Origin of the sequence: Streptomyces antarcticus (assembly GCF_026627255.1) — a bacterium.
GTDB classification, from domain to species: Bacteria; Actinomycetota; Actinomycetes; order Streptomycetales; family Streptomycetaceae; genus Streptomyces; species Streptomyces antarcticus.
On the sequence record NZ_JAPNLM010000007.1, the window covers coordinates 159,337 to 185,226 of the forward strand.

Below are 25,890 nucleotides of genomic sequence, written 5' to 3' on the forward strand. Positions count from 1 at the left end.
CGGCGGGTCGGGGGCACCGCCCCCGACCGCCCCCGACCGCCGCCCACCGATCCGCGCTACCGCGACCGCGACGGCGGCCACGACCGCTACCGCGACCGCGGTCACGACGAAGAGGACCACGTGCCCAGCATCACGAGTCAGTACCTGGCCCGCTACCGGCGCCTCGCCGGCGACAGGTCCGACGCCCTGCTGCCGGTCACCGGAGCACAGCGCCGCTTCGCGCTGGTGCGCTCGCTGGACCCGGCGGGACGCCCCGACCTGGTGCCGATGTGCTTCGCCTTCCCGTCCGGAACCATCGACCCCGAACGCCTGCGCGCGGCGGCCCGCAGGCTCGCCGCACGGCACACCGCCCTGCGCTCGCGGCCCGCCGTCGTCCGCGGCACCCCCGTGCTGAGCGTCGGCGATCCCGACGTCGGCGTGACCCGGCCGACCCTCGTGCCGGGTGAGACCCCTGCCGACGCGCTCCGTCGCGCGCTGGCCTCGTGGGATGCGCAGGGACCCCCCTTGCGGCTCTTCCTCGTACGCGATGAGGCGCGCGGTGAGGACATCCTCGCCGTCGTCCTGGACCACGCCGTCTGCGACGGCCGTTCGCTGGCTCGGATCGTCGACGAGCTCGGCGCCGCCTACGCCGAGGAGGCCACCGGCGCCCGGGTGGCACCGGGGGAGACGGAGGCCGAACTCGCCGCCTACCGGGACGCGGTCCTGCGCCAACTCGCCGCCGAGGAACGGGCGGAGACGGCCGGTGCGGCCGCGTACTGGGCGGACCGGCTGCGCGCGCTGCACGCGCACGCTCCGCCGCCCCGTCCGGAACGCGTCCCCGGGGGCGCGCCGCCCAGCGGCGCCGCGCAGGCCCGGCTGCCCGCGCACGACGGCGGCGTGTCCTTCCCCGGACTGCTCGACGCCTGCCGCTCCGCGGCCCGCGAACTGTACGGTCCGGACCGCGCGGTCCCGCTCGGCTACCCGTGGGGCGGCCGTCCCGCGGGAGCGGAGCCGGTCGTCGGCTGCTTCCTCAACACCCTCGTCTTCCCGGCCGACACCGGCCCGGGAGCCGGCCCCGAGGCGACGGCCGACGGATGGTGGGACGACCTCGACCGGGCCGACGTACCGTTCGACGCGGTCGTGGCCGCCGTCCGCGCCTCCGGCTCGGGCTGGACCGGGGGCCTCGACGGCCTGCTCACCGTGGACGACGACAGTCGCCGCCCGCCCCTCAGGCTGGCCGGTGTCGAGGGACGGGAGGTCCACGTCGACGGCAGACCGGTCCGCGGGCCCTTCGCCGTCTCCGTCACTCAGGGAGCGGAGATCCGCCTGCGGATGGTGTGGGACCGGGCGGTGCTCGACGACGAGACCGCGCACCGGGCGTTCGACGCGCTCACCCGCGCGCTCACCCACGCCCTGCGGCCCCCGGAGCCCACCGTGGGGTGAGCCCGCCGCCGGACGCCCGCGTGCCGCCGACGCGCGCGTCCCTCCCGCGGCACGCCGGTGCTGCCTCCGTGCTGCCTCCGTGGTGACTCCGTGCCATTCGCCCGCCCCCGACGTCCCCCTCCGGCACCCGGTGCCACCGCAGCGCCCCCGGCGCGTACCCGGCCCGAGGCCACCGCGGCGCACCCACGCCGCCCGGCACCACGGGGCCCGGCGCCCACCCGAGCCCCGCGCCGCCCGGCACCACGCCACGCCACGCTGCACCACACAGTCCCGCCCCGCGTCCCGCGCCGCCCGCGGACGTACCCAGAGCTTCCCCCACGGCATCCCCACGCAGAAAGCGGCACCGCGCGACCCGCGAGGCCGCCCGTACGACCGCCGGACACGACCGTGACCGGCACCGGACACCGACCCGACAACCCCAGGGATCGCCCATGCTTCCCCTCTCCTCCTCGCAGGAGATCGTCTGGCTGCACGAACAGATGCAGCCCGGCAGTCGCGCCTACAACTTCACCGCCTCACTGGACCTGTGGGGCACCCTCGACACCGAGGCGCTGCGCCGGGGGCTCGACGCCACGCTGGCCCGCCACCCCGGACTGCGGCTCGAACTCGTCGCCTCCGCGGGCTCCGTACCGGGCCAGCGGGTCGCTCCGCGGTGCTCGCCGCGGCTGCGCACGATCGACCTCGGCACGGAGGCGGACCCCGAGGCGGCGTTCGCCCGGCTCCTGCGCACCGAGGCCGAGACGCCGCTCGACACCTTCGAGGCACCGCTGATCCGCTGGACGCTCGTACGGCTGGCCGAGTGCCACCACCGGCTGGTCCACGTCGAGCACCACCTGATCCACGACGGGCACTCCTTCGCGATCCTGCTCGACGACGTCTTCCGCGTGTACCGCGCCCACGTCCTCGGCGAGACCCTGGAGCTCGAGGCCCCCTCGTCGTACGCGGACCACGTCCGGGCTCAGGCCGGGACGGCGTACGCCCCCGCGTCGCTCGACTTCTGGCGGGCCGCGCTGCGCGACCAGCAGCACGACCTGCCGCTGCCCGGCCTCACCCGGCCCGGTGCCCGCCGCAGGCACCACGGCGGCCAGCTGCGCCAGACGATCGGCGCCGACCTCGCCGAACGCCTGCGCGGGCACGCCCGTTCCCGCGGCCTCACCCCTTTCGCCACGCTCCTCGGGCTGTTCGCGGAACTCCTGCGCCGGCACAGCGGCCGCTCCCGGATGGTCATCGGCACCGCCGTCGGCAACCGCCCCCTCGGCTACGAGGACGCCGTGGGCATGTTCGTCAACACCATCCCGCTGCCGCTCGCCCTCGACGGCGCCGCCCCCGCCCAGGACGCCATGGACGAGGTCACCGACACCCTCATCCGCGCCCTGCCGCACCAGGACGTGCCGGTCCAGGAACTGACCCGGGCGCTCGGCATGCACACCTCCGGCGCCGACAACCCGCTCTTCTCCGTCATGTTCAGCGCCCACGACGCACCGCTGCCCGAGATCGACGTACCCGGCCTCGACATCACCCTCTTCGAGGGCTTCAACACCGGCACCACCCGCTTCGACCTCGACGTGGTGCTCCTCCCGGACGACCGGCGCGGCGTCACCCCGCGCCACGGCTCGCCCGGCATGACCCTGGTCTGGGACTACGACGTCGACCTCTTCGGCGAGGACGTGGCCCGGCTGCTCTCCGGCCGCTTCCTGGACCTGCTGCGCGCCTATCTCGACGGCCCCGAGACCCCGCTGGCCGACCTTGCACCGACCGCCGTGGAGGCGGCCGCCGAGCCCGTACCCGTACCGGCCGGCCGCGATCCGCTGGATCCCGTGGCCGCGCACCACCCGTCACTGCCCGCCCTGCTGTGCGGTGCGCGCCGGCTCACGTACGGCGAACTCGACGACCGCGTCGGCTCGCTCGCCGAGCGCCTGCGCGCCGCCGGTGTGACGCCCGGCCGGCCGGTGGCCGTGGTCCTGCCCCGGGGGACCGACTCGGTCGTCGCCCTGCTCGCGTGCCTGCGGACCGGCGCCGTCTACTGCCCGCTCTCCCCGGCTGACCCGCCGGCCCGGCTCGCACTGCTGCTGGAACGCCTCGCCCCGGCGCTGGTCCTCACCGGCGACGGCACCCCGGCCCTGCCGGAAGCACTGCCGACCGCCCGGATCGACGCCCCGGTCCTGCCCGCCGCGCACGGGGCCGCCGAACTCCCCGGGACCGCGTACGTCATCCACACCTCCGGCTCCACCGGTACGCCGAAGCCGGTCGCCGTCGGCCCCGCGGCGCTGGCGCACCATCTGACGGCGGTCGCCGACCGCTTCGGCCTCACCACCTCGGACCGCGTCCTGATGTTCGCCCAGCCCTCCTTCGACGTGGCGCTCGAGGAGGTCCTGCCGACGCTGCACGCCGGTGCCTGCCTGGTCCTGCCCGAGTACGAGGTGCCCACGGGCGCGGAGCTCACCGAACTGCTCGCATCCGCCCGGGTCACCGTCGCCAACCTGCCCACCAGCTACTTCCTCGCCACCCGCGAGGACCTGCGCCCCGCCCTGCGGGACGAGAGCTGGGCGCCCAGGCTCCTGGTCCTCGGCGGCGAGCGCCTGCCCGTGGAGGCACTGCGCGGCGTCCTCGCCGACACCGACGCCACCGTGCTCAACGTGTACGGCGTCACGGAGGCGGCCATCAGCTCGACCGTCCACGAGGTCTCCCGCGACGCCCTCGCCGAGGGCGCCGAGATCCCCCTGGGCACCGAGCTCCCCGGCGAGCGGGTCCACGTCCTGGACGCCCACCACCGCCCGCTGCCGTCCGGCGCGGTCGGTGAACTCGCCGTCGCCGGGCCCGGTCTCGCCGAGGGCTACGCCGGCAACGCGGAGACGACGGCCGCCCGGTTCGTCACCGTCGACGCCCTCGACGGGCAGCGCGTCTACCTCACCGGCGACCTCGGCTACCGCGGCCTGGACGGCCTGCTGTACTTCCTCGGGCGGCGCGACAACCAGGTCAAGCTGCGCGGTCACCGCATCGAGCTGGAGGAGATCGAGGCGGCGGCGTCCGCGGTGCTGGGCGGCCGGTCCTGTGCCGTCGTACTGGACCGGGAGACCCCCGGCGGGCCCCGGCTCGTCGGCTTCCTCGAAGACGGCGCCGACGGTACGGCCTTCGACGCGAAGGCGCTGCACGCCGAGCTGAGCCGCCGCCTGCCCGGCCCCCTCGTGCCCGCCCGGTGGGCGCGGCTGGACACCATGCCGACCCTCGCCGGAGGCAAGCCCGACCGTACGGCACTGTCCCGCCGAGCGGCGGAGCTCGACCCCGACGTCGCCGTGACGGCCGAGGCCGGTGCCGGTCCCGGTGCCGGAGGCGGTGCCGAGGCGGCCGCCGCTGCCGTCGTCGGGTCCGACGATCCGATGACGGCGCTGCTCGCGGAAGGCTGGCGCGAGGTCCTGGGCCACAGCCGGTTCGACGTCCGCTCCCACTTCTTCCACAGCGGGGGCCATTCCCTGCTGGCCGCCGAGCTGGCCGCCTGGCTGGAGCCCCGGCTGGGCACGCGCCCGCCGCTGCGGGTGCTCTTCCGCAACCCCGTGCTCGCCGACCAGGCCGAGGCCCTCGCCACCACCACCCCCCTTTCCACGGAGTCGTGATGACCCAGCCCCCGCCCCTTCCCGTGACCCCGACCACACCCGCCACGCCCGTCGCGCCGGTCGTGCCCGCTGTGCCGGTAGCCACCGGCACGGGCCTCGTGACCGGCACCGGCCCCGCCATCGCCACCGGCACCGCGCTGAGCGTCGCCCACGGCCCCGCCGCCGAACCGACCCGTGTGGTCGCCCGCTTCGAGGACCATGTCCGGCGTGACCCGCAGGCCCCGGCCGTCATCGACGGCACCCGGATCTGGACGTACCAGGACCTCGACGCGGCGGCCGTACGGGTCGCCGCCGCCCTGGGCGACCGGGTACGCCCCGGTGACCTGGTCGGCGTCTGCCTCGACCGGTCCACCGCGCTGGTGGTGACCGCCGTCGCGCTCGCCCGGATCGGCGCCGTCTACCTGCCGCTCGGCCCCCGCCCCGGCGAACGCCGGACCCGGGCCGTCACCGAGGACCTCGACGTCGCCTGCCTCATCGGCGACCTGGGTGTGCTGCCCGAGGAACACCGCGCCGGGGAACACGTCCCGCTGCCGCTGCCCACCGGCGGTGTCAACGCCCCCGCCGCCGCGGTGGCGGCCTTCACCGGCTCCGGCTCCGGCTCGGGCTCCGGTTCCGGCTCCGGCCGCGGCACCCGGCGCGCGCCCGAGGGCGCCCTGTACGCCGTCCTCACCTCCGGTTCCACCGGCCGCCCCAAGGCGGTCGCCGTGGCCGAGGCCTCGCTCTCCGTCGCCCTCGACTGGTACCGGGCCGCCACCGGCCTCGCACCGGGCGACCGCCAGTCCCTGCTGATCGGTGTCGCGTTCGACCCGCACCTGCTGGAGCTGTGGGCCGGCCTGACCTCCGGCGCCGCCCTCGTCCCGGCCCCGGACGACACCCGCTGGGACTCGCACGTGCTCACCGACTGGTGGCGCGACACCGCCCTCACCCACGTCGTGGCGGCCACCCCCACCGTCGAACCGCTCCTGGACCGACCGTGGCCGCAAGACCTGAAGCTCCGTCATCTCGTCGTCGGCGGCGACCGCATGCGCCGCCGCCCCGGCACCGACGTCACCGCCACCGTCCACAACGCCTACGGCCCCGCCGAAGCCACCGTCGTCACCACCACCCACACCATGCGCGCCACCGACCCCGGGGCCGGCGACCCCGCCCCGCCGCCCATCGGCACCGCGCTGCCGGGCGTCACCCTCGTCGTCACGGACGGCGACGGCACCCCAGTCGCCCGCGGGCAGGACGGTGAACTGCGCGTCGGCGGCCACTGCCTGGCGCTCGGCTACCTCGACCCCGAACTCACCGCACGAAGGTTCACCCCGCCGCCGCGGGAACTCCTCGCGCCCGCGCTCGACCGCCTCTACCGCACCGGCGACCGGGTACGGATGAACAGCGACGGCAGCCTGGACTTCCTCGGCCGCCTCGACGACCAGGTGAAGATCAGCGGGGTACGGATCGAACCGGCCGAGGTCGAAGCCGCGTTCGAGCAGGACCCCCGGGTCCGCAGTGCCGTCGTCACCGTGCTGCGCGACAGCTCCGGCCTCGGCCGCCTCGTCGCCCACGTACGGCCCGCCGAGGGCGCCGAACCCGCGGCCGGGGACCTCCTCGACGCGGTCCGTGCCTGGCTCCCCGAGCAGGCCGTCCCCACCGCCGTACGGATCGTCGACGGCTTCCCGCTCGACGCCAACGGCAAGGTCGACCGAGCCGCCCTGGCCGCCCAGGCCCAGGCCGCGGCCCAGGCCACGGCCCCCGTCTCCGAAGATCCCCGGACCGGCGCCGCGGACGACCTCACCGGCGCCACCGCCACCGAGCGGCTCGTCCTGACGACCGTGCGCGACCTCATCGGCCGGCCCGGCACCGGCCTCGGCGACCGCTTCACCGACATCGGCGGCACCTCCCTCGTCGCCGCACGGCTGCTGGCGACCGTCGAACACGAGACCGGAGTGCGCCTGCGCGCCCCCGAGCTGCTGCGCAGCACCGACCTGCGCGCGTTCGCCGCCCTCCTCGACCAACGCCGAACCCCGCGACCGGAAGGAGCCTGACATGACAACCACCACCCCGCAGCCCGCCGACGCCACCGCCCCGTGGCCGGGCGACGCCACCGCCCCGCGGCCGGCCCGGGCTGCCGCCACCCTGCCGGCACTCCTCGCGCGGCACGCCGAACTCACCCCGGACGCCCTCGCGGTCGTGGACGGCGACACCACCCTCACCTACGGCCGCCTCCTCCAGGCCGGCCGCGCCCTCGCGGCCCGCCTGCGCGACCACGGGGTGGACCGCGGCGACCGAGTGGCACTGCTGACGGCACGGTCGTCCCGTACGGTCGTGGCGCAGCTCGGGCTGTGGCTGGCCGGAGCCGTGTGCGTACCGCTCGATCCCGCCCAGCCCCGGCCGCGTACGGAGGGGATGATCGCCGACGCCGGGGTCACGCTCACCGTCGGCGACGCGAAGCTGCTGGACGCGGCCACGCTCCCCGGCCCCGTCCTCGCCCTGCCCGAGGAGCCGCTCACGAGCGGTCGGGCGGTCGACCGGTCCGACCCGGACGGTCCGGCGTTCGTCATGTTCACCTCCGGTTCGACCGGCCGCCCCAAGGGCGTCGCGGTGCCGCACCGTGCCATCGCCGAGCTGGTCACCGCACCCGACTACGTCAGCGTCACCGGCCGCGACCGCGTCCTGTTCCACTCGCCCATGACCTTCGACGCCTCGACGTTCGAAGTCTGGGTCGCGCTCGCCAACGGGGCCGCCGTCGTCGTGTGCACCGAGCAGCGGCCCTCCCTGGAGGACCTGGCCCGGCACGTGGAGCGGCACGGCGTGACGGTGGCGTTCTTCACCACGGCCCTCTTCCACCAGCTCGCCGCGCGCCGCTCCCGGGTCTTCGCCCAGCTCCGCTCGGTGGTCGTCGGCGGCGAGGCGATGGCCGCCGCACAGGCCCGTGAGGTGCTCACCGCGTTCCCCTGGCTGGAGCTCGTCAACGGCTACGGCCCGACCGAGACGACCACCTTCGCCACCGCCCACCGGGTCACCGCGCGGGACTTCGAGGCGCCGATACCGATCGGCAGGCCCGTCTCCGGGGCCACGGCCCACGTCCTGGACGCCGACGGCGCCCCGGTGGCCGACGGCGACCGGGGCGAACTGTGGATCGGCGGCAGCAGGCTCGCCCACGGGTACGTGGGCCTGCCCGAACTCACCGCCGACCGGTTCGTCGAGGATCCCGCCGCCGGCCGGCTCTACCGTACGGGCGACATCGTCTCCCTCCGGCCCGACGGCATCCTCCGGTTCCACGGCCGCAACGACGACCAGGTGAAGGTACGCGGCTTCCGCATCGAACCCGCCGAGGTCGAACACGCGCTGCGCGAGCAGCCGGACGTGGACGACGCCGCCGTCACCGTCGACGGCGCCGGCACCCCCGAGGCGTCCCTCGTCGCGTTCGTCGTCGCCGCTCCCGGTCCCGTGCCCTCGGGGGGAGCGCTGCGGGAGCGGCTCACCGGCGTCCTGCCGGCCCACCTGGTGCCCGACGCGGTCACCGTACTGGAGCGGCTTCCCCTCACCCCGGCCGGGAAGGTCGACCGGCGCGCGCTCACCGGAAGCGCCCACGCCGGCGAGAACCGGTCCGCCGACGGGCCGACAGCGCCGATGACCCCGCTCGAACAGGCCGTCGCCGAGGTGTGGAGCCTGTCCCTGGGCACCGAAGTGACCCGCGCCGACGCCGAGTTCCTCGCCCTCGGCGGCCATTCCCTCCTCGCCCTCGCCGTCACCGACGACCTGCGCGAGGAACTCGGAGTGGAACTCGCCCTGGCCGACTTCTTCGCCGCCCCGACCGTCGCCGCGCAGGCCGCGCTGGTCGAACGCGCCCTCCTGGCCGCCCACAGCGACCTCCACCCCGACCTCCACAGCGACCTCCACCCCGACCTCCACCCCGACCTCCACCCCGACCTCCACCCCGACCTCCATCCCGACCTCCACCCAGACCACCTCCACCCCGACACCCCGGAGCGCAGCGATGCCCACTGACGCCGACTCCGCGGCCCGCAACCGCCGTCAGCAGCTCCAGCGGGAACTGCTGCGCCGCGCCCGCGCCGGAACCGCCCGGCGCGCGCCGGCCGAGCCCGCCACCGAGCCCGCCACCGAGGCGGACGCCGGCCTGGACGGGCACGCACCGCAGGAGACCGCCGACCCCGACGCCACCGCCGACCCCGACGCCACCGCCGACCCCGACGCCACCACGGACCCCGGCGCCACCGCCCCGCAGGGCGGAAGCGTGCCGCTGTCCCGCGCCCAGCGCCGCATGTGGCTGATGGAGCGGCTCGGCGGCGCGGGGGACTCCTACCACGTACCGTTCGCCACCCGGGTGCGCGGCCCGTTCGACGCGGCCGCGTTCGCCACCGCCCTCACCTCGCTGGTGGCCCGGCACACCATTCTCCGCACCCGCTACGCGGAGCGCGGGGGCGAACCCTGCCAGCAGGTGCTCCCGACGCCGCGGACGGTTCCCGTCCACGTCGTCGACACCGACGAAGCGCACGCGCGGGAGCTGCTGAGGCGCGAGACGGCCCGGCCGTTCGACCTCGCGGCCGGCGACGCCGTACGGGCGCTCGTCCTGCGCCACGGCCCGCAGGACCACACCGTGCTGCTGACGTTCCACCACATCGCGGTGGACGGCGGATCACTGGAGACCGTGGCCGACGAACTCGCCGCCCTCTACACGGCGGCCGTCGACGGAACACACCGCCCCGCACTCGCCACACCGCCCCAGTACGCCGACCACGCGCGCCGCGAGCACGGCGGCCTGCCCGGCTTCGAGGCGGAGCTGAACCGCTGGAGCGAGCTGCTGGCCGACGCCGCCCCGCCGCGCCTGCCCCGGCCGGCGGCGGCCGCGCCGGCGCAGACCTCCGTACGGCCCGCGGCCGTGCGCACCGTACCCCTCGCACCGACCGTGCCCGACGCCCTGCGGGCGCTGGGTGCGGAGCGGGGTGCCACGCTCTTCGCGGTGTCGCTCACGGCGGCCTTCGCCGCGCTGCACCGCCTCACCGGCGACGACGACCTCGTCATCGGCGTGGCGGGCACCCACCGCCGCGGCAGCGCGATGCGCGGCCTGGTCGGCCTGTGCGTCAACACCCTGCCCGTACGGGTCGACGTCTCCGGCGGGCCGTCCTTCGCCCAACTGCTGCGCCGCGTCAGCGACGCGCTCCTCGAAGCCCAGCGCCACCGGCAGATCCCGTTCGACCTGGTCCTCGAACGCCTCGGCGCCGGGGCACGCGGCGCCGACGGCACCGGGCTGGTGCGCGTCACCGCCGACGTCCTCGGTGAGCCGACGGTGCTCCGGCTGCCGGGCACGTCGGCCGAGTACGTCGATGTCCCGTCCGACGGCGCGAAGTTCACCCTGTCCTACGGGCTGGGGCTGGGCGACGCCGCCCAGCCCCGGGCGCTCGTCCAGTACGACGCGAACACGCTGGACGACACCGTGGCGGAGGCAGCCGTACGGGACTACGCGGCCCTGCTCCACGCGGCGGCCGCCGACCCGGAACTCACCCTGGGTGAACTGCCCCTCCCCGGCCCGGACTCGGGAGCTCGGAACTCGGGAGCTCGGGACTCGGACGCCCCGGGTCCTGGTGCCTCGGACCCTGGCGCCTCCGACCCCGGCGCCCCGGACCCCGGCGCCCCGGACGGCGCCGACCCGGACGGCGCCGACCCTGACAGCGCCGACCCGGACGGCGACCGGCACCCGGCCGCGCGGGCCCTGCGGGCCCACCCGCGGGTCGCCGACGCCACAGTGGTCCAGCCGGCGCGGGGGCCGCTCCTCGCGTACGCGGTCCTGCACGACAGCGTCGGCCCGTCCGGTCACGAACTGCTGGGCCTGCTGCGCCGGTCGCTCGACCCCGAGGCCGTACCCGCCACGGTCACGGTGCTCGACGCCCTGCCGCGCACGTCCACCGGCCCGCTCGACCGGGCCCGGCTGCCCGGACCGTCCACGCCGGGCGCCCCGTCCGGCCCCCGGGCCGAAGCGGTCACGGAGGGCTTCACCGCCGTGCTCGGTCTCCTCCCGTCGCCCGACGACGACTTCTTCGCCCTCGGCGGCCACTCCCTGAAGGCCGTGCAGCTCGCCGAACGGCTGCGTACGGAGCTCGGGTTGCCGCTCACGGGCCTCGACGTGCTCCAGGCCCGTACGCCCCGGGCGCTGACCGCGCTCCTCCACGAACGGGCGGCACGGCAGAGCGCCGCGAAGGCCGCGAGCAGGCCGGCCCCCCGCTCCCGGGACGTCCGCCCGGGCACGGTACTGGTCACCGGTGCGACGGGCGGCGTGGGCGCGTTCGTCGTACGCGAACTGGCCGCGCGGGGCCGCCCCGTGCTGGCGCTGGCCCGGCCCGAGTCCGCCCACCTGATCGCCGCCGAGGGCGTCGACGTCATCGAGGGCGACCTCACCGACCTGGCCGGACTCCGGGACGCCGTCGCGCAGGCGGACGCGGTCGTCCACGCCGCCTGCACCTTCACCCGGCACGATGTGGACCTCGCGGCCATGGAGACGATGGTCGACGCCTGGCGGCGCGGACCGTTCGTCTTCGTCAGCAGCGTCGACGCCTACGGGCACCCCGACACGGACCGGGTCGCCGAGGAAGCGCCGCCGCACGAGCCCGTCAGCCCGTACGGGAGGGCCAAGCTCGACTGCGAGGCCATGCTGCTGCGCGCCGCGGGCACCGAGGGACGCGGGGGCGCGAGCGCCGTGCGGTCCCCGATCGTCTGGGGCGCGCACGACCGGCTGCGCGAACAGCTGCGCTGGGGCGCCATCGGCACGCTCTACCAGTCCGCCCGCCAGGGCCGGCCGATCGAACTGCCGTGTCCCGGTACGGGCGGTCACGCCTGGTACGGAGCCGCCTGGGTGCACGCGGCCGCCTTGGCCCGCGCGGTGGCCGAGTGCCTGGACCGCCCCGTGCACGGAGTCGCCAACGCGTGCGGCGGACACGTGTCCTGGCGCGACCTGGCACACGACCTCACGGACCTGCTCGGCACCACCGCGGACCCCCGCGAAACCGACGAGGCCCCCCGGGACCTCGATCACCGCTGGCACTACGACAGCGCACGACTGGCCCGGCCCCTGCGGCCACGGCCGGGGGAGGACCGCAGGACCGTGCTGGCCGAGATGATCGCCGGCATGACCCCCGGCAACGGCTGACCCGCAGACTGTGCCCGGAGCCCCACAAAAGGCTCCGGGCACAGCCGGGCACAGTCGGGCACAGCCGGCCACACCGCCACCCGGTCGCGACCCGGACGCGCGGCCCGCCCCTCCGATGCCCGACCCGGAGCGGAGGACGCAGCGATCCTGAGCGGGTCCGCTGACAGAGGGTGTCAGTGGACCGGCCCTAACCTGCGGCGCATGAACCTCACTCGTATCGGGCGGGCCGCCGCATGAGCATCGTCGAACTCCGTCAGTACACCCTGTGTCCCGGAGCCCGGGAGGCGCTGATCGACCTGTTCGAGCGCGAGTTCGTGACCGGTCAGCAGGCGGTCGGCATCGCCGTCGGCACCCGTTTCCGCGACCTGGACGACCCGGACCGCTTCGTCTGGCTGCGCGCGTTCCCCGACATGGCGCACCGCCGGCACGCGCTGGAGGCGTTCTACACCGGCCCGGTCTGGCGGGAGCACCGCGATGCGGCCAACGCCACCATGGTCGACAGCGACGACGTCCTGCTCCTGCGGGGTCCCGGCTTCACAGTTCCGCCCGGCGCCCGTGAGGTGCTCGCGACCGTCTGCCACCCGGCCGACGCGGCCGCCTTCGATGCGTACGCCGCCCGGCACCTGGGCCCGGACCACGCACTGCACCGTACCGAGCACGCCGAGAACGACTACCCCCGCCTGCCCGTACGCACCGGGGAGGACGTCCGCGTGTGGTTCGGCCCGGCCGAGCCGACCCCCTGGCCGACCCGGCGCCTGAGGCTGGAGCCCGTGAAGCCGTAGCCTCGGAAGATCGTGACCCCGATCGGATCGAGCGGACCGCGCATCCACGGTTCGCTGCGTAGGCGTAGGCGTAGGCGTAGGTGAGAACGGAGAGCGATTGTTGATGCTGGCCGGGGCGGCGTGAAGCAGGACGACCAGTCGCGCGCAGCAGCAGCAGGCTCGTTCGGCGCCGCGGAACGATGAGCGCATGTGGGTGCGACTGCCGTTCGGGGACGAGTTGAGGGCCAAGCTGGGATCGCCCAGCCGCACTCGCAGACGGGGCAGCAGCCCTCGCTCGCGCGTGTGACGTGTCGAGTTGCCCAAGGCTCTGGCGTGTCCGGCGAGCTCGATGACCTCGTGAACCGGCTCGGCCAGGCATCCGGGCATGCCCTTCGCCACGGGGATCCCTGTCCCGGTAACGATCTCCACACCGCCACGGGGATCCGATTCATCGACTGTGAGCAAGCGTCACTGGGCAGCAGCTTGATGGAGCTCGCCTACCTGCGCATCGGATTTCCGACCTGCTGGCGTGTCACTTCAGCGTCGGAGCCGCTGCTGGCACGGGCGGAGAGCCCATACCGCAACGAGTGGCGCACCCTGACCGGCTCCCATGCCCAAGACGGGCTCGCTAACGCGTGCGCCGGCTGGCTGCTCCGCGGCGACGCGCTGGTGGAGCGGGCCCGCCGCGAAAGCGCTGATCACCTGGCCCGGATTCCGCACCGGGACTGGACGTGGGGCACCGCGACCCCCCGACAACGTCTCGTCCACCGGCTCGGGGCCGTTGCACTCCCGCCAAGCCGGGCGGGGACGCGGGCGCCTCCTCGTTCCCGTTCGGAACGTCTCGGGCCCGCGCCAGGCCTCATGTGGACGGCCGCGGTCGCCGGCATCGTCGGGCTGTTCCGGCAGGGCCTGGTACCGCTGGGCAGCAAGCTCAACGGGGCACCGGACAAGGTGTGGTTCCTCGCCCTCCACGTGCCGGAGCCCGGGCAGTGGACGGTGATCGCCGTCATGATCGTGATCGGCTTCGCCGGGTTCCTGTGCGCCTACCTGGTGTACCGGAGCGAGGAGTGTCGCCTCGTTGCCGCGACAGGCGGGGCCGGCGGCGAGACGCCAACTGAGTCCTTCCGAGGTGTACTTCGGTGAAGGGGGCTGTCCTGGCCGACCCTCCCGATGTATCGTTTATCGATAACATCGACAAACGATAGGGCGGTGGGGTTGATGTCCGAAGACCGCAAGCTCCTGGAGCCGCTCGCCGCCGTGGTCTCCACCGGAACCCGCCTGCTCCTGGGCCTCCTCCTCGCCGGCGTCGTACTGAACATCGTCAGCGGCACCATCCCCTTCTGGTCCGGGGCGAGCACGTGTGTCACCGCCGACTGGACCTCTGGCACCTCCGCCACGGCCGACACCGCGTTCACGGCACTGGACGGAGCGAGCGTCAGCTCGATCCCCCGGTACTGTGCGGACAACCCCAGCACCGGCCAGCAGGCCCTGGGCGCACTGTCCGAGGCTCCCGCGCTCGTCCTGCTCGTCGGCGGCCTCGTCGTTCTCAACCAGCTGCTCCGGGCGGCGGCCCGTAACGGAGTCCACACCCGGCAGACCGCGTCCAGGATCCGATTCCTCGGATGGTGGCTCCTGATCGGCAGCCTGGCGGCCGAGCTCGCGCAGGCCGTTTCTCAGGCCGCCCTGCTCACCACTCTCACCGGGGGTGCCACGCTGGCCGGAGTAGCCCTCCACACCGCGACGTTTCCCTACCTGGCGGTACTCACCGGCTTGGGGCTTCTCGTGTTCGGCCGGATCGTGAGCGCCGGCGCGACCATGCGCGAGGACCTCGAAGGGATCGTCTGATGCCCGTCGAGGACACCGAAGGGCACGCCATCCACGTCCACCTGGACCGGCTGCTCGAGGCGCGGGGCATGACACTGGCCGAACTCGCCACACGCGTCGGCGTCACCAACGTCAACCTCTCCATCCTCAAGAACGGCCGCGCCAAAGCCATCCGCTTCACCACCCTGACCAACATCTGCAGGGTGCTCCAGTGCCAACCCGGAGACCTGATCAGCTACCACCCGGACCACGACGTGCAGCGGGAGCGGAGGGGAGACGCCCTTTAGGGCTGCGGCGGCAGGTCTGCCGGCGTCGCCGAGCGTCGTTCTTCGAGCCGGAACCGGCCTCGAACCTGCTGCGCTGAAGTGCCGGGTACTCGCTGATCCGGCCCCGGTCGTGCCACCACCCCCGGACGGCCATCGGCGTCCAGCGGGGGCATGGGAAGCGAGGGGGCGGCCGCGCTTCTCCAGATCATGCCCGAGGACCGGACCCGGCCGTGAGGATTCCTGCGGGAACCGGCCGGCACGGTCCAACCGGAGGGGAAACCCAGACTCGCGGACCGCCGGCTGTGTGATCCGCCGATCTGTGGGGAGACGCCCAAGGAGTCCGGATCAACCCGGAGCGGGGGATCCGAGGAGAAAGGACGCTACCGATGAGTGACTCCGACGCCCGCGGCGACGACGTCTACCAGCCCCAGCCGGAAGACGGGCCTTCCGAGGCCCAGCCGGACATGGACGACAGTCTGGGGGAGCCCAACGCCGACGAGATGCTTGACCAGGGCCACTCACCGGTCGAGCGGCCTTACGGGAGTGACCGCAACGCCACGACGGGCGAGCAGCAGCGAGAGGGCGAGAGCCTCGACGAACGCCTCGCACGGGAACTTCCCGACCAGGCTCCCCCGGCCGGTGACGGCATCGGGGATCTGGTGGACGGTGACGGCGAACCGGTCGACCCGCAAGCGGGCGGGGCCCGAGCCGGGCGACTGGCACCCGTCACCGGCTCCCCGTACGAGAACAACGTACTGGCCCGTGACGTGGGCATCGACGCCGGAGGAGCATCCGCCGAGGAAGCGGCCGTACACGTCATCGAAGAGCCCTAGTCGGTCCAGGACGTCGTAGTGGCGGGGCGGGCCCGCCCATCGCCGCGCGGTCGGTGGGACGCTCAGCTCCGTCGGCGAGCGGCCCACCGACGTGTCGCGCGCACCAACAGATGGAGGGAAGGCAAGGTGACCTCATCATGAGGACAGAAGAGCAACAGGCCCACGCCGCCGACGACTCGGTGGGCGTGCTGGTCTCACGCGCCTCGCAGCAGATTTCCGAACTGGTCCGCGAGGAGATGCAACTGGCCCGGGCGGAGATGACCCAGAAGGGCAGGCGCTACGGGAAGGGCGGCGGCCTCTTCGGCGCGGCCGGCCTGATCGGCATCCTGGCGCTCCAGGCCCTGGTGGCCGCCTGTATCGCGGCTCTCGCGCTGGTCCTGCCGGTGTGGGCGGCAGCCCTCATCGTCACCGCGGTCCTGGGAGTCGTCGCGGCCGTGACCGCGCTGGCGGGCAAGAAGCAGATCGCCCGGGCCGGCACCCCCGCCCCCGAGCAGACCATCGACAGCGTCAAGGCCGACCTGGCCGAGATCAAGGAGAAAGCACACCGATGAACGACGACGCCCGAACCAACATCGGCACCCCCACCCCCGCCACCACCAGCTCCGATGAAACGGAACTGCGCGAGCAGGTCGCGCGCACCCGCGAGGAGCTCGGGCAGACCGTCGAAGCCCTCGCCTCGAAGACCGACGTCAAGGCCCAGGCGAAGGAGAAGGCGGCCGCGGTGAAGGAACAGGCCGCCGACAAGGCCGCCCTGGTCTCCGGCCAGATCCGCGAGAAGGCCGGCCGGGCCGCACAGCTGCTGAAGGACAAGACCCCCGACCCCGTACGGGAGAAGACCGCGCGGGCGGCAGTCCAGGTACGCCAGAGCGCGGCCAGGGCGGGCCAGTACGCGGCGGACAAGACCCCCGACCCGCTCCTCGAGAAGGCCGGCCGTGCGGCGACGGCCGCGCGCGCCAACCGCACCCCACTGATCGTGCTCGGCACCGCACTGAGCGTGTTCCTGCTGGTGCGCCGCAGCCGGGGACGCCGCCGATAAGGCCTCCGAGGCCGCGTACGAGCCGGCCGGGCCGGCCCTGCCCCGGGGCGCCCTCAGCGGCGCGTGGTCGTCGGCGCCGCGTGAACCCGGGCACGGTGTGTCGAAGGCGGCGAGCCGCGCGACGGTCCTCGCCGAACGCCGTCCTCGCCGACGGCCGCCAGCGCCGCGCGGGCCAGCCCATGGGTAACCCGGGACACCGATCTCGCCGATGGACCGGACCGCCGCCCGGCAGGCTTCGTCCGCACGACCCGACCTCAGAGGTTCCGGCGCCGCCGGCAGTAACGGACGCCGGCGTCCGTGTCGCCGGTGATCCGCCGGTGATCCGCCGGTGTCACGGGTCCGTGAGGACCTGAGGCCGTCCCCGGTGGAGCCCGCGCGGCTCCGCCGCCACGTCGGCGCCGTAGAGCCCGCGGACCCAGTTCTCCTGGTAGACGGTGTCCAGGTAGCGTTCCCCCAGGTCAGGGGCTATGGCAACGGCGGTGACGCCGCCGTCCGGGTGGCGGGCGAGCCAGTCCGTCGCCCCGCTGACGACCGTGCCGGTCGACCCGCCGAAGAGGAAGCCGCGGCGGGCGAGGGCCCGGCAGGCGCGCACGGAGTCGGCCTCGTCGACGAGTACGGCCTCGTCGACCAGGGACGCGTCGAGCAGCGGCGGCGGTACGCTCATGCCCAGGCCGGGAATCATGCGCCGCCCCGGGGCGCCGCCGAAGGACACCGAACCCGTGCTGTCGACGGCGACGATCCGCACGGGGCGGTGCCACTCGCTGAAGAAGCGGGCGCACCCCATGAGCGTGCCGGTGGTTCCGGCTCCCACGAACAGTACGTCGAGCTCCGGGAAGCCCCGGGCGATGGCCGGCGCGGTCGTGCGGTAGTGGGCCTTCCAGTTGGCCGGGTTCGTGTACTGGCTGAGCCATACGTACGTGCCGTCGGCGTCGCACAGGTCGCGGACGTAGGAGAGCCGGGCGGCGAGGAAACTCCCGCCGGACTCGTACGCGTTGATGACGTGGACGCTGCTGCCCAGGGCCTCCATCATCAGCCGGGTGGCCAGGTTGCAGCGGGAGTCCGTCACGCAGAGGAACCGGTACCCCTTGCTGGCCGCGATCACGCTCAGGGCGACGCCGAGGTTTCCGGACGAGGATTCGACCAGGATGGAGTCCGGTCCGAGAGTGCCGTCCTGCTCGGCGGTCTCTACCATTTCGGCCGCGGCCTTGAGCTTGACGGAACCGGCGAAGTTGAACCCCTCGCACTTGAGGAAGAGCGGGCAGCCGAGTGCCGGGCGCAGGTCGACGAAGAGTTCCTCTTCGTTGAAGGCGTGGGGAACGGATATGACGTGCACGGTGGTCTCCTCGGGTGGCCGAAGGGCTGCTGGCGGAGGGTGGGGCACGGCTCATCCGTACCTGCGCAGTTCGTGGAAGAAGTCGTCGACGACCTGTAGTTCGCCGGACCGGGCCACCTCGTCGTAGACGTACTTGCCGACGGCGAGGTCGAGGACCCCGAGGCCGAACGGGGAGAACACCGTGGTCCGGTCCGCCGGTACGGCGATCCGCCCGGCCATCACGTCGTCCAGGGTGCCGGCGACGAACCGGCGGTTCCCGGTGAGCCGTTCGGTGAGGTGCGGCGAGGTTTCCGCCCTGAGGCAGTGGTCGATGTCGTCGACGATGTTGGTCGAGGCCAGCAGGACCCCGGGGGTGAGGTCGCGCAGGGACAGGTGCAGCACCAGCGGATGGTGGCCGAACCAGGACGGGTCGCTCAGATGGGGCCGGTCGGCGACGGTGGCGATGACAAGCAAGTCGCTGGCGCGTACGAGGTCCTCGGCGGCGGCGTGCACGGTGACCCGGCCCCCGGCTCCGGACTGTTCGAGATAGGTGCGGAACCCGTACGCGCTGTCGGACGACAGGTCGTGGACGCCGAGTTCGTCGAAGGTCCATCCGGTGCCCGCCAGGAAGGTGTGGACGTAGCGGGCGATCAGCCCGGCCCCGATGAATCCGATACGGGACGGGCGGGCGCGGCCGCGGCTGAGCCAGTCGGCGGCCGACGCGGCGGACGCCGCCGTCCGGCTGGCGCTGATGATGGAACTCTCCAGGCAGGCGTACGGGTAGCCGGTGGCGGGGTCGTTGAGGATCAGGACGGCCGAGGCCCTGGGTATCTCCGCGGTCACGTTCTCCGGGAAGCTGGAGATCCACTTCAGGCCGTCCACCGGCGCGGCTCCCCCGAGGGAGGCGGGCAGCGCGATGATGCGGGCCGAGCGGCGGTCCGGGAACCTGAGGAAGGACGACGGAGGGTTGACGGTCAGGCCGGCGCCGTGCAAGCGGTAGGTGTCCTGGACCACCTGTACGAGGTGCTCCTCGCGCCCCAGCAGGGCATCGTGCACCTGGGTGCCCGAGACGACGGCGAAGGGCGGTACGCGGAGCCGGGCCCCGGACGGGTGCGGCGCCGTGAGATCGGTGGCGGTCATGGCCGGGTCACCTCGATGGTCGGGGAGCAGTCGTTCGGATGCAGCGGTCCGCCCATGGCGACGACCACGTCGCGGGGGCCCTGGAACGCTTCGCGGCTGTGTGCCGTGCGGAGGTTGTCCAGGATCAGGAGGTCTCCCTCCTGCCACGGACGCCCCGCGGCGTGGGCCTTGTAGGCGGTGTCGATGAGGCGGACGGTCTCGGGGGACACGGGGTCGCCGTTGCCGTGGAAGGTGTTGAAGGGCAGTCCGTCGGCTCCGTATTCGGCGGTGAGGTAGTCGTGCACCTCGGGGTCGATCGTCCATTCGTTGAGGAAGGCGATCTGGTTGAACCAGCAACGTCGACCGGTCACCGGATGCCGTAGCACGGCGCTGCGCCGCTGCCGGGTGTGCAGCGTGCCGTCGGGCTGCCATGAGAGGTCGATCGCGTTGGCCCGGCAGTACCTCTCGATCGCGCGCGGGTCGTCGGTGCCGAACGCCTCCGCGGTGGAGGCTCCGATGTCGTTGCCGTAACTGCGGGCGAGCAGCCAGCCCTCGCGGACGAAGCGCTCGGTGACCGCGGGCGGGAGCGCGTCGAACACGTCGGCCGAGTCGGCCACCGCGGTGGCGCCGCCCGCGGTGGGCGCGCCGAGGCAGGCGAACATCATCACGGAGGGGAACGCCAGCGTGTAGCTGAGCTCGTGGTGCATGCACATCGGCTGGTTCGATGGCCATGGAGACGAGGAGTACACGCCGTTCGCGTAGGTGCGCCGGGGTGCGAAGGCTTCGGTGTCCCCGACCGGCGGGGTGCCGAACCCGTCGAGGATCCCGCCGACCTGGCCGGGCTCGCGGATCCCGAGGCCGCGGACGAGGACGGCACCGTGCCCGGCGACCGCGGCGCGCAGCGCGTCGCGGTTCCCGGCCACCCAGCCCGCGGCTCCGGCGGGAGCGTCGGCGTAGAGGAGGGGCGGGAGGCCCGGCCGCGGCCGGCCGTCCGGGAAGGGGGAAGGGGCGGGGGAGGGCATGGACGTGGGCTCGGGCGTGGGCGTGGGCTCGGGCGTGGGCGTGGGCGTGGGCGTGGATGTGTGCGTGGATGTCTGCGTGTGCGTGGACATCGTGATTCCTTTCGGTCTCGTATCCAGCCGTGTCAGCCGTGTCAGCCGTTTCGGCTCCTTACGCCCCGCGGCCGGCGATCAGCCGGGCCAGGTCCGCGAGGCGGGGGTGGTGGGTGAGGTCCTTGAAGGAGATCTCCCGGTCCAGGGCGACGACGACCCGCAGGGCCGACAAGGAGGTGCCGCCAAGGTCGAAGAAGCGGTCCTGCGGGCCGATCCGGTCCACGGGGATGCCCAGGACCTGGGACCAGACGGCGGCGAGGCGCAGTTCGGTCGGCGTGTCCTCCCGCTCCCGGCCGTCCTGGGCGGCGTCGCCCCGCGCCGCGAGCGTGAGCAGCGCCTTGGTGTCGGTCTTGCCGTTGGCGGTCACGGGCAGCCGCTCCAGCCAGTGGAACGCCGACGGGATCATGTACGCGGGCAGCGAGCCGCCCAGCAGGTCGCGCAGACCGTCACTCGCCAGGGCCGCCGGCGCCGTGTAGAACGCCGCCAGGTACGGGCCGCCGCTGTCCCGTCGTACGGGGACGACGGCGGCGTCGCCCACCCCCGGGGCGCGCAGCAGGGCACTGGCGACTTCGCCGAGTTCGATGCGGAAGCCGCGGATCTTGACCTGGCTGTCGCGGCGGCCGAGGAACTCCAGCTTGCCGTTCGGCAGCCACCGGCCGTAGTCGCCGCTGTGGTAGATCCGGCTGCCCGGACGGCAGGGGTCGGTGGTGAAGGCGTACCGGGTGCGTTCGGGGTCGTTGACGTACCCGCGGCCGACACAGATCCCGGAGAAGACGATCTCGCCGGGCGTACCGAGCGGTACCGGCTCCCGGGCGGGGCCCAGGAGGCAGACGCGTACGTTGCCGATGGGCCGGCCCAGCGGGATGCGGTCGGTTGCGTCGGGGACGCGGTTCATGACCTCGTGGTGGGTGTCGTCGGAGGTCTCGGTGAGCCCGTAGGCGTTGACCAGCGGGATACCGGGCTGGTTCGCGAACCAGCGCTCGACGAGTTCCTTCCGTACGGCCTCGCCGGTCACCGACACGCAGCGCAGGTCGGGCAGGTGCCGCGGGTTCCGCTCCAGGGCGGTCAGCACCGCGTCGAGGTAGGACGGCACCACCTGGAGCACGCCGACCCGGCCCTCGGCGACCGTGTCGAGGAAACGCCCGATGTCCAGGACGGCCTCCTGCCCGACGATCAGGGTGCGCCCGCCGGCGAGCGGCCCGGCGAGCAGCTGCCACAGGGAGATGTCGAAGCACTGCGGCGCCGTCTGGGCGACGGTCCGCCCCGGGCCGATGTCCAGGTCGTCGATCTTGGCGTAGAGGTGGTTGAGCATCCCGAGGTGCTCGCACATGACGCCCTTGGGCTCACCGGTGGAGCCGGAGGTGAAGTAGATGTAGGCGAGGGAGTCCGCCGGGACGTGGACGCGGGGGTCGTCGGCGCGGAGCGTGTCGTCGTACGCGGTTTCGATGCTCACGGTCCGCACCTCCGCCAGGGCGTCCAGCGCCCGGTCGAGCGTCGTGGTGCTGCCGGTTTCCGTCAGCGCGAAGCGGCACGAGGAGCGGGCGAGCATGGTGGCGATCCGGTCGGCCGGGAAGTGCGGCTCGACCGGCAGGTACGCCCCGCCGGCCTTGAGGACGGCGAGGACGGCGGCCATCCAGCCCAGGTTGCGTTCGCTCACCACGGCCACGGGCTCCTCCCGGCGAAGCCCCAGCGCGAGCAGGGCGTGGGCCATCCGGTTCGCGCGGGCGTTCAGCTCCCCGAACGTCCAGCTCTGCCCGTCCTGTACGGCCGCGACGGCGTGCGGGTGGGCGCGGGCCCGGCGGGCGAAGAGCTCGTGGGCCCTGAGGTCCGGCAGTTCCCGCCGGGGTCCGGCGAGCGCGGTGACCTGGTGGCGCAGTTCCTCCGCGCTCACCAGGCCCTGCGGCCCCGGCGCGCCTTCCGGGTCCTCGGCGATCAGCCTCAGCGCGGTGAGGTGGTAGCCGACGATCCTGGCGGCGTGGTCGCCGTCGATCACATCGGTGCGGTAGCGCATCCGCAGGAGGTACCGCCCGTCCCGGGCCGTCAGCGCCACCCGCAGCGCCGTACCGGCGCCGGTGGGGCCGAGTGCACCGTACGGGTCGAACACCGCCGGGGGCGCGGACACCGGGAGGCCCTGCTCGACCCGCAGGGCGTCGACGGGAAAGGCGCGGTGGGCGGTCATCGCGGACGCGGCCCGGTCGGCGGCGCGCACGAGCGTGCGCCACGAGCGGGAGTCGGTCGTCAGGTGGCAGGGCAGGGGGGAACCACCCGGCTCGGCGATGTAGCCGCAGCCGGCCCCGCGTTCCCCGGACAGCGTGCCGAGGACCTTCAGGTGCGCGGCGAGCACCACCGAGGACAGGGTCACGCCGAGGTCGTGGGCGAGGCGGCGCAGGGCCGTCGCCAGGTCGTCGGGGATCTCCGCGTCGTGCTCGGCCGTCCCCGGTACGGGTGTGGGGCACCACGGCGGTACGGGGGTGAACCTGCCGGCCCTGAGCATGGTGCTCCAGAACTCCGCGTCGGTGGTCGTCGTCTCGGGCCTTCCCATCGGTCTCACCTTCCTGGCTTGCTGTTCACGGCCGGATGCGGCCGCTGCCGGTGGCGTCGCCGCCACCGCGGTTGCCACCGCCGTTGCCACCGCCGCCGTTGCCGCGGTCCGTCTGCCGGGCCGGGTTTCCTCCCCAGCACGCGTGCGGGGGGACGCTTTCCCCCTTCATGAGGAAGGAGTCGGGGGCGAGTTCGGCGCCGTCGCCGACGGTGACGCCGTAGTGCACGAAGGCGCCGACGCCGAGCGTGCAGCCGGAACCGACGGTGGTGCGGTCCGACTTGAAGGCGCCGTCCTCCTGTGAATGGCACTGGACCACGCTTCCCGCGTTGAGGGTGCAGTCGTCGCCGAGCGTGACCATCGTCCGCTCGGTGAGGGAGCAGCCGTCGTCGAAGATCCGGCTTCCCGCCCGGACGCCCAGCAGCCGCCAGACGAAGCTCTTGAACGGGGTGCCGTTGAAGAGCCGCAGGTACGTCTCGGACGGGACCTTCCAGAAGCGCTCGCGCTGCCAGAAGCGGCGGTCGTAGATCGAGCAGAACAGCACACCGGGCGGGTGCCGGAGGGTGACGGTGCGCTCGACGACGACGAAGTACAGGGCCGTGAACAGCAGGGCCAGGACGTTGGCCAGGGCGACGACCGTCGCGCCCAGCACGTCGTAGAGTTCGGCCGCGACCGCGAACAGGAGGCTGATCAGGAGGAAGTACAGCCACCGCACGAACAGGTACCACGCCATGGTGGCGGCGTTGTGCCGGTTCTTGGCGGCGAGCAGCCTTCGCCGTCCGCCGCCTGTCGTCAGCCGGTCGAAGCTGCTGTCCCGCCGGACCGACCGGGGTATCTCGAAGCTCGGTGAGCCGAGCAGCCCCACGTTCTCCCTGATCCTCCCGTCGACGGGCACCATGACCTTGGTCGCGAGGAGGCAGTTGTCGCCCGTCCTGCCGTGCGGGGGGTACGCGATCCGGTTCCCGAGGAAGTTGTGCGAGCCGATCGCCACCGGGGACACCCGGAACGAGGTGCTGGAGAGCTCGGCGTTGTTGAGGGAGAGCCCGTCCGCGACCATCGTGCCGGTGCCGACGGAACTCAGGTACGGGGAGTCCTGCTTGACCTCGGTACCGAAGTTCGAGCCGGTCTGCTCCACGGGGGAGAGGGCGTACCCGAGGCAGCGCAGGTAGGGGACGATGCCGGAGCTGTCGCCGAACAGGCGCGTCAGAAAACGCCGGTTGGTCATCAGCGTGATGGTCCGGTGCACCCCGTACCGGAAGCCGTAGAGCGGATACACCGTGCCCGGTGTGATGGCCCGGGACAGCAGCCGGGGCACCGTGGCGATCACCAGGATGCCGAGCGGGATGGCCCCGAAGAAGAGCACCGCCGAGGCCGTGACCGCCTCCGCGTAGAACGTCCACGCGGTCAGGGCCGTCGGTCCCGGTTCCAGGGCTGCGGCCAGTTGCGGGGCCTCGGCCAGCAGGAGGCCCACGCCGCCGAAGGACAGCGGCAGGTAGACGAGCAGGACGGCCAGGACCTGGAGGACGCCGTGTGCGGCGCGGCGGACGGTGCCGCAGGCGGCCGGGCCGACCACCGGGTAGGGGGTCCCGGCCCGCAGCGCGGGAGAGCCGTGCCAGTGCTCACCGTCCGGTACCACTTGGCCGCGGTGCAGCGAGGAGGCGTGGGCGAGCCGGGCGCGGTCGCCCACCGCGGTCCCGATGTCGAGGACGCAGGCCTCGCCGACCACGGCGTCCTCGCCCACGGAGACCGGGCCGGTCTGGATGAGGCCGGCCCGCGCCCGGTAGCAGGTGAAGTACACGTCCTTACGGATCACCGCGCCGTCGCCGATCACGAGGAGGTCGGTGCACACCGGCACGTTCCGGGAGAAGACGGCGGCGCCGCGACCGATCCGCGCGCCCAGCGCTCTCAGGTAGAGGACGTAGAGGGGCGAGCCGACGAAGAGCACCGGCGGGGCGGACCGGACGAGGGTCTTGACGGCCCAGAACCGGAGGTAGCCCAGGCTCCAGATCCGGATCTGGCACGGCCGCCACCGGCCGATGAGCACCCACTTCGCCAGGACGGGAAAGGTACACAGCCAGACGAGGACGATCGCCCCGAACAGGACCGACCGCAGGTACACGCCGGCGGGCCCCGGTCCGGCGGAGATCCACTCGTAGCCGGTGACGCCGATGAGCGCGACGAGGTAGGAGTACCCGAGGAACGCCAGGAGCTGTAGGGCACCGCACAGCAGGTAGTGGGGTGCCCCCGTCGCGGCTTCCGGCATCGGCGGCGCCGGCGTCGGAGCCCGGGCCGCGGTCCCTGTCTGCGCAGGAGGTACGGATTCGGGTGCGGTCAGGGCCGCGGCCAGCCGCCCGATCGTCGGATGGCGGTAGACGTCCCTCATCGATACCGGTGGCAGGCCCTCCGTCTTCCTGACCCGTGCGCAGAAGCGGGCCATCACCATGGAGTCGGCGCCGAGTTCGTCGAAGAAGTGGCTGTCGACGGAAACCCGGTCGAGTCGGGCGACGTCCGCGAGCACCCGGGCGTAGAGAAGCTCGGTCCCTGTGTCCGGCGCACTGGCGGCACGGCGCCCCGGGACCGGCTCCCGGCAGCCCGGGGGCGGTGTTTCTACGGGTCGACTGGTCACGACGGGCTCCCTCGGAGGTCCACGACCGGGCCCTGCACGTCACCGTCCGGCTCTGGCGGGCCGGTGCAGGCGGTGGCCGGGCGGCATGACCTTGATTCGGCGCCGAGGGAGGAAAAGATGGGCACACCGTATAAATGGTTCATTAGATGTAAATAGCAGCAAAAATAATAAAAAGTGAGATATATACTTATTTCGTACGTTTCTCCAGCAATCCCTCCGTCGCTTGGCGACGAACGAGCGGTAGAGGGCGAAGAGGAAACGGTCCGTGTAGGAGAACGG

The 25,890-nt window shown here is 73.6% G+C and carries 17 protein-coding genes; 12 read left to right on the top strand and 5 right to left on the bottom strand.

What is annotated here, in order from left to right; translation table 11 throughout:
• The first annotated feature begins 120 nt into the window (after positions 1–120).
• The 12 genes from OTB16_RS13505 to OTB16_RS13560 all read left to right on the top strand — a co-directional run bounded on the left by OTB16_RS13505 (position 121) and on the right by OTB16_RS13560 (position 16,903).
• Entirely contained in the window at positions 121–1,422 is a 1,302-nt protein-coding gene (locus OTB16_RS13505; protein WP_267720379.1) for a condensation domain-containing protein, read from the top strand.
• A gap of 431 nt (positions 1,423–1,853) precedes the next feature.
• Positions 1,854–5,033, top strand: coding sequence for a non-ribosomal peptide synthetase (locus tag OTB16_RS13510; RefSeq protein ID WP_267720380.1), 3,180 nt, complete (start codon positions 1,854–1,856; stop codon positions 5,031–5,033).
• Positions 5,033–7,063: a non-ribosomal peptide synthetase gene (locus OTB16_RS13515; RefSeq protein ID WP_267720381.1), complete on the top strand. Its 2,031-nt coding sequence runs from the start codon at positions 5,033–5,035 to the stop codon at positions 7,061–7,063. Before OTB16_RS13510 ends, OTB16_RS13515 begins: the two co-directional genes overlap by 1 nt.
• Position 7,064: 1 nt before the next feature.
• Entirely contained in the window at positions 7,065–9,029 is a 1,965-nt protein-coding gene (locus OTB16_RS13520; RefSeq protein ID WP_267720382.1) for a non-ribosomal peptide synthetase, read from the top strand.
• Positions 9,019–12,183: a condensation domain-containing protein gene (locus tag OTB16_RS13525; RefSeq protein WP_267720383.1), complete on the top strand. Its 3,165-nt coding sequence runs from the start codon at positions 9,019–9,021 to the stop codon at positions 12,181–12,183. Before OTB16_RS13520 ends, OTB16_RS13525 begins: the two co-directional genes overlap by 11 nt.
• Before the next feature lie 233 nt (positions 12,184–12,416).
• Positions 12,417–12,965, top strand: coding sequence for an NIPSNAP family protein (locus tag OTB16_RS13530; RefSeq protein WP_267720384.1), 549 nt, complete (start codon positions 12,417–12,419; stop codon positions 12,963–12,965).
• A 312-nt stretch (positions 12,966–13,277) separates the two neighbouring features.
• Positions 13,278–14,087 (top strand): hypothetical protein, encoded by an 810-nt coding sequence (locus OTB16_RS39550; RefSeq protein WP_420717685.1) that lies wholly within the window; start codon positions 13,278–13,280, stop codon positions 14,085–14,087.
• 75 nt (positions 14,088–14,162) lie between these two features.
• Positions 14,163–14,789 carry a hypothetical protein gene (locus OTB16_RS13540; RefSeq protein ID WP_267720385.1) on the top strand — a complete coding sequence of 209 codons (627 nt, stop codon included), beginning with the start codon at positions 14,163–14,165 and terminating at the stop codon, positions 14,787–14,789.
• The gene (locus OTB16_RS13545; RefSeq protein ID WP_267720386.1) at positions 14,789–15,055 is read left to right on the top strand and encodes a helix-turn-helix domain-containing protein; all 267 of its coding nucleotides are present in this window, start codon (positions 14,789–14,791) and stop codon (positions 15,053–15,055) included. Before OTB16_RS13540 ends, OTB16_RS13545 begins: the two co-directional genes overlap by 1 nt.
• Positions 15,056–15,420: 365 nt before the next feature.
• A complete protein-coding gene (locus tag OTB16_RS13550; protein WP_267720387.1) occupies positions 15,421–15,867 on the top strand; it encodes a DUF5709 domain-containing protein in 447 nt (148 codons plus the stop codon).
• 137 nt (positions 15,868–16,004) lie between these two features.
• Positions 16,005–16,418 (top strand): phage holin family protein, encoded by a 414-nt coding sequence (locus OTB16_RS13555; RefSeq protein WP_267720388.1) that lies wholly within the window; start codon positions 16,005–16,007, stop codon positions 16,416–16,418.
• The gene (locus OTB16_RS13560) at positions 16,415–16,903 is read left to right on the top strand and encodes a DUF3618 domain-containing protein (RefSeq protein WP_267720389.1); all 489 of its coding nucleotides are present in this window, start codon (positions 16,415–16,417) and stop codon (positions 16,901–16,903) included. The genes OTB16_RS13555 and OTB16_RS13560 overlap by 4 nt, the downstream gene beginning before the upstream one ends.
• 331 nt (positions 16,904–17,234) lie before the next feature.
• On the opposite strand, the gene sbnA is transcribed toward OTB16_RS13560, so the two are convergent.
• The 5 genes from sbnA to OTB16_RS13585 form a co-directional block, all read right to left on the bottom strand.
• Positions 17,235–18,236, bottom strand: a complete 1,002-nt coding sequence (gene sbnA / locus OTB16_RS13565; protein WP_267720390.1) for a 2,3-diaminopropionate biosynthesis protein SbnA — start codon at positions 18,234–18,236, stop codon at positions 17,235–17,237.
• Between the two features lie 51 nt (positions 18,237–18,287).
• Positions 18,288–19,355, bottom strand: a complete 1,068-nt coding sequence (gene sbnB / locus OTB16_RS13570) for a 2,3-diaminopropionate biosynthesis protein SbnB (RefSeq protein WP_267720391.1) — start codon at positions 19,353–19,355, stop codon at positions 18,288–18,290.
• On the bottom strand, positions 19,352–20,356 hold the full coding sequence (locus tag OTB16_RS13575) for a TauD/TfdA family dioxygenase (RefSeq protein WP_267720504.1): 1,005 nt from the start codon (positions 20,354–20,356) through the stop codon (positions 19,352–19,354). The genes sbnB and OTB16_RS13575 overlap by 4 nt, the downstream gene beginning before the upstream one ends.
• Positions 20,357–20,504: 148 nt before the next feature.
• A complete protein-coding gene (locus tag OTB16_RS13580) occupies positions 20,505–22,988 on the bottom strand; it encodes a non-ribosomal peptide synthetase (protein ID WP_267720392.1) in 2,484 nt (827 codons plus the stop codon).
• Positions 22,989–23,013: 25 nt separating this feature from the next.
• The gene (locus tag OTB16_RS13585; protein ID WP_420717686.1) at positions 23,014–25,611 is read right to left on the bottom strand and encodes a Pls/PosA family non-ribosomal peptide synthetase; all 2,598 of its coding nucleotides are present in this window, start codon (positions 25,609–25,611) and stop codon (positions 23,014–23,016) included.
• Between the last annotated feature and the right edge of the window lie 279 nt (positions 25,612–25,890).

Excerpts from the sequence above, each read along its gene's own strand:
- OTB16_RS13510 (WP_267720380.1), top strand. The coding sequence starts at position 1,854 with ATGCTTCCCCTCTCCTCCTCGCAGGAGATCGTCTGGCTGCACGAACAG.
- OTB16_RS13515 (WP_267720381.1), top strand. The coding sequence starts at position 5,033 with ATGACCCAGCCCCCGCCCCTTCCCGTGACCCCGACCACACCCGCCACG.
- OTB16_RS13520 (WP_267720382.1), top strand. The coding sequence starts at position 7,065 with ATGACAACCACCACCCCGCAGCCCGCCGACGCCACCGCCCCGTGGCCG.
- OTB16_RS13525 (WP_267720383.1), top strand. The coding sequence starts at position 9,019 with ATGCCCACTGACGCCGACTCCGCGGCCCGCAACCGCCGTCAGCAGCTC.
- OTB16_RS13530 (WP_267720384.1), top strand. The coding sequence starts at position 12,417 with ATGAGCATCGTCGAACTCCGTCAGTACACCCTGTGTCCCGGAGCCCGG.
- OTB16_RS13540 (WP_267720385.1), top strand. The coding sequence starts at position 14,163 with ATGTCCGAAGACCGCAAGCTCCTGGAGCCGCTCGCCGCCGTGGTCTCC.
- OTB16_RS13545 (WP_267720386.1), top strand. The coding sequence starts at position 14,789 with ATGCCCGTCGAGGACACCGAAGGGCACGCCATCCACGTCCACCTGGAC.
- OTB16_RS13550 (WP_267720387.1), top strand. The coding sequence starts at position 15,421 with ATGAGTGACTCCGACGCCCGCGGCGACGACGTCTACCAGCCCCAGCCG.
- OTB16_RS13555 (WP_267720388.1), top strand. The coding sequence starts at position 16,005 with ATGAGGACAGAAGAGCAACAGGCCCACGCCGCCGACGACTCGGTGGGC.
- OTB16_RS13560 (WP_267720389.1), top strand. The coding sequence starts at position 16,415 with ATGAACGACGACGCCCGAACCAACATCGGCACCCCCACCCCCGCCACC.
- sbnB (WP_267720391.1), bottom strand. The coding sequence starts at position 19,355 with ATGACCGCCACCGATCTCACGGCGCCGCACCCGTCCGGGGCCCGGCTC.
- OTB16_RS13575 (WP_267720504.1), bottom strand. The coding sequence starts at position 20,356 with ATGCCCTCCCCCGCCCCTTCCCCCTTCCCGGACGGCCGGCCGCGGCCG.
- OTB16_RS13580 (WP_267720392.1), bottom strand. The coding sequence starts at position 22,988 with ATGGGAAGGCCCGAGACGACGACCACCGACGCGGAGTTCTGGAGCACC.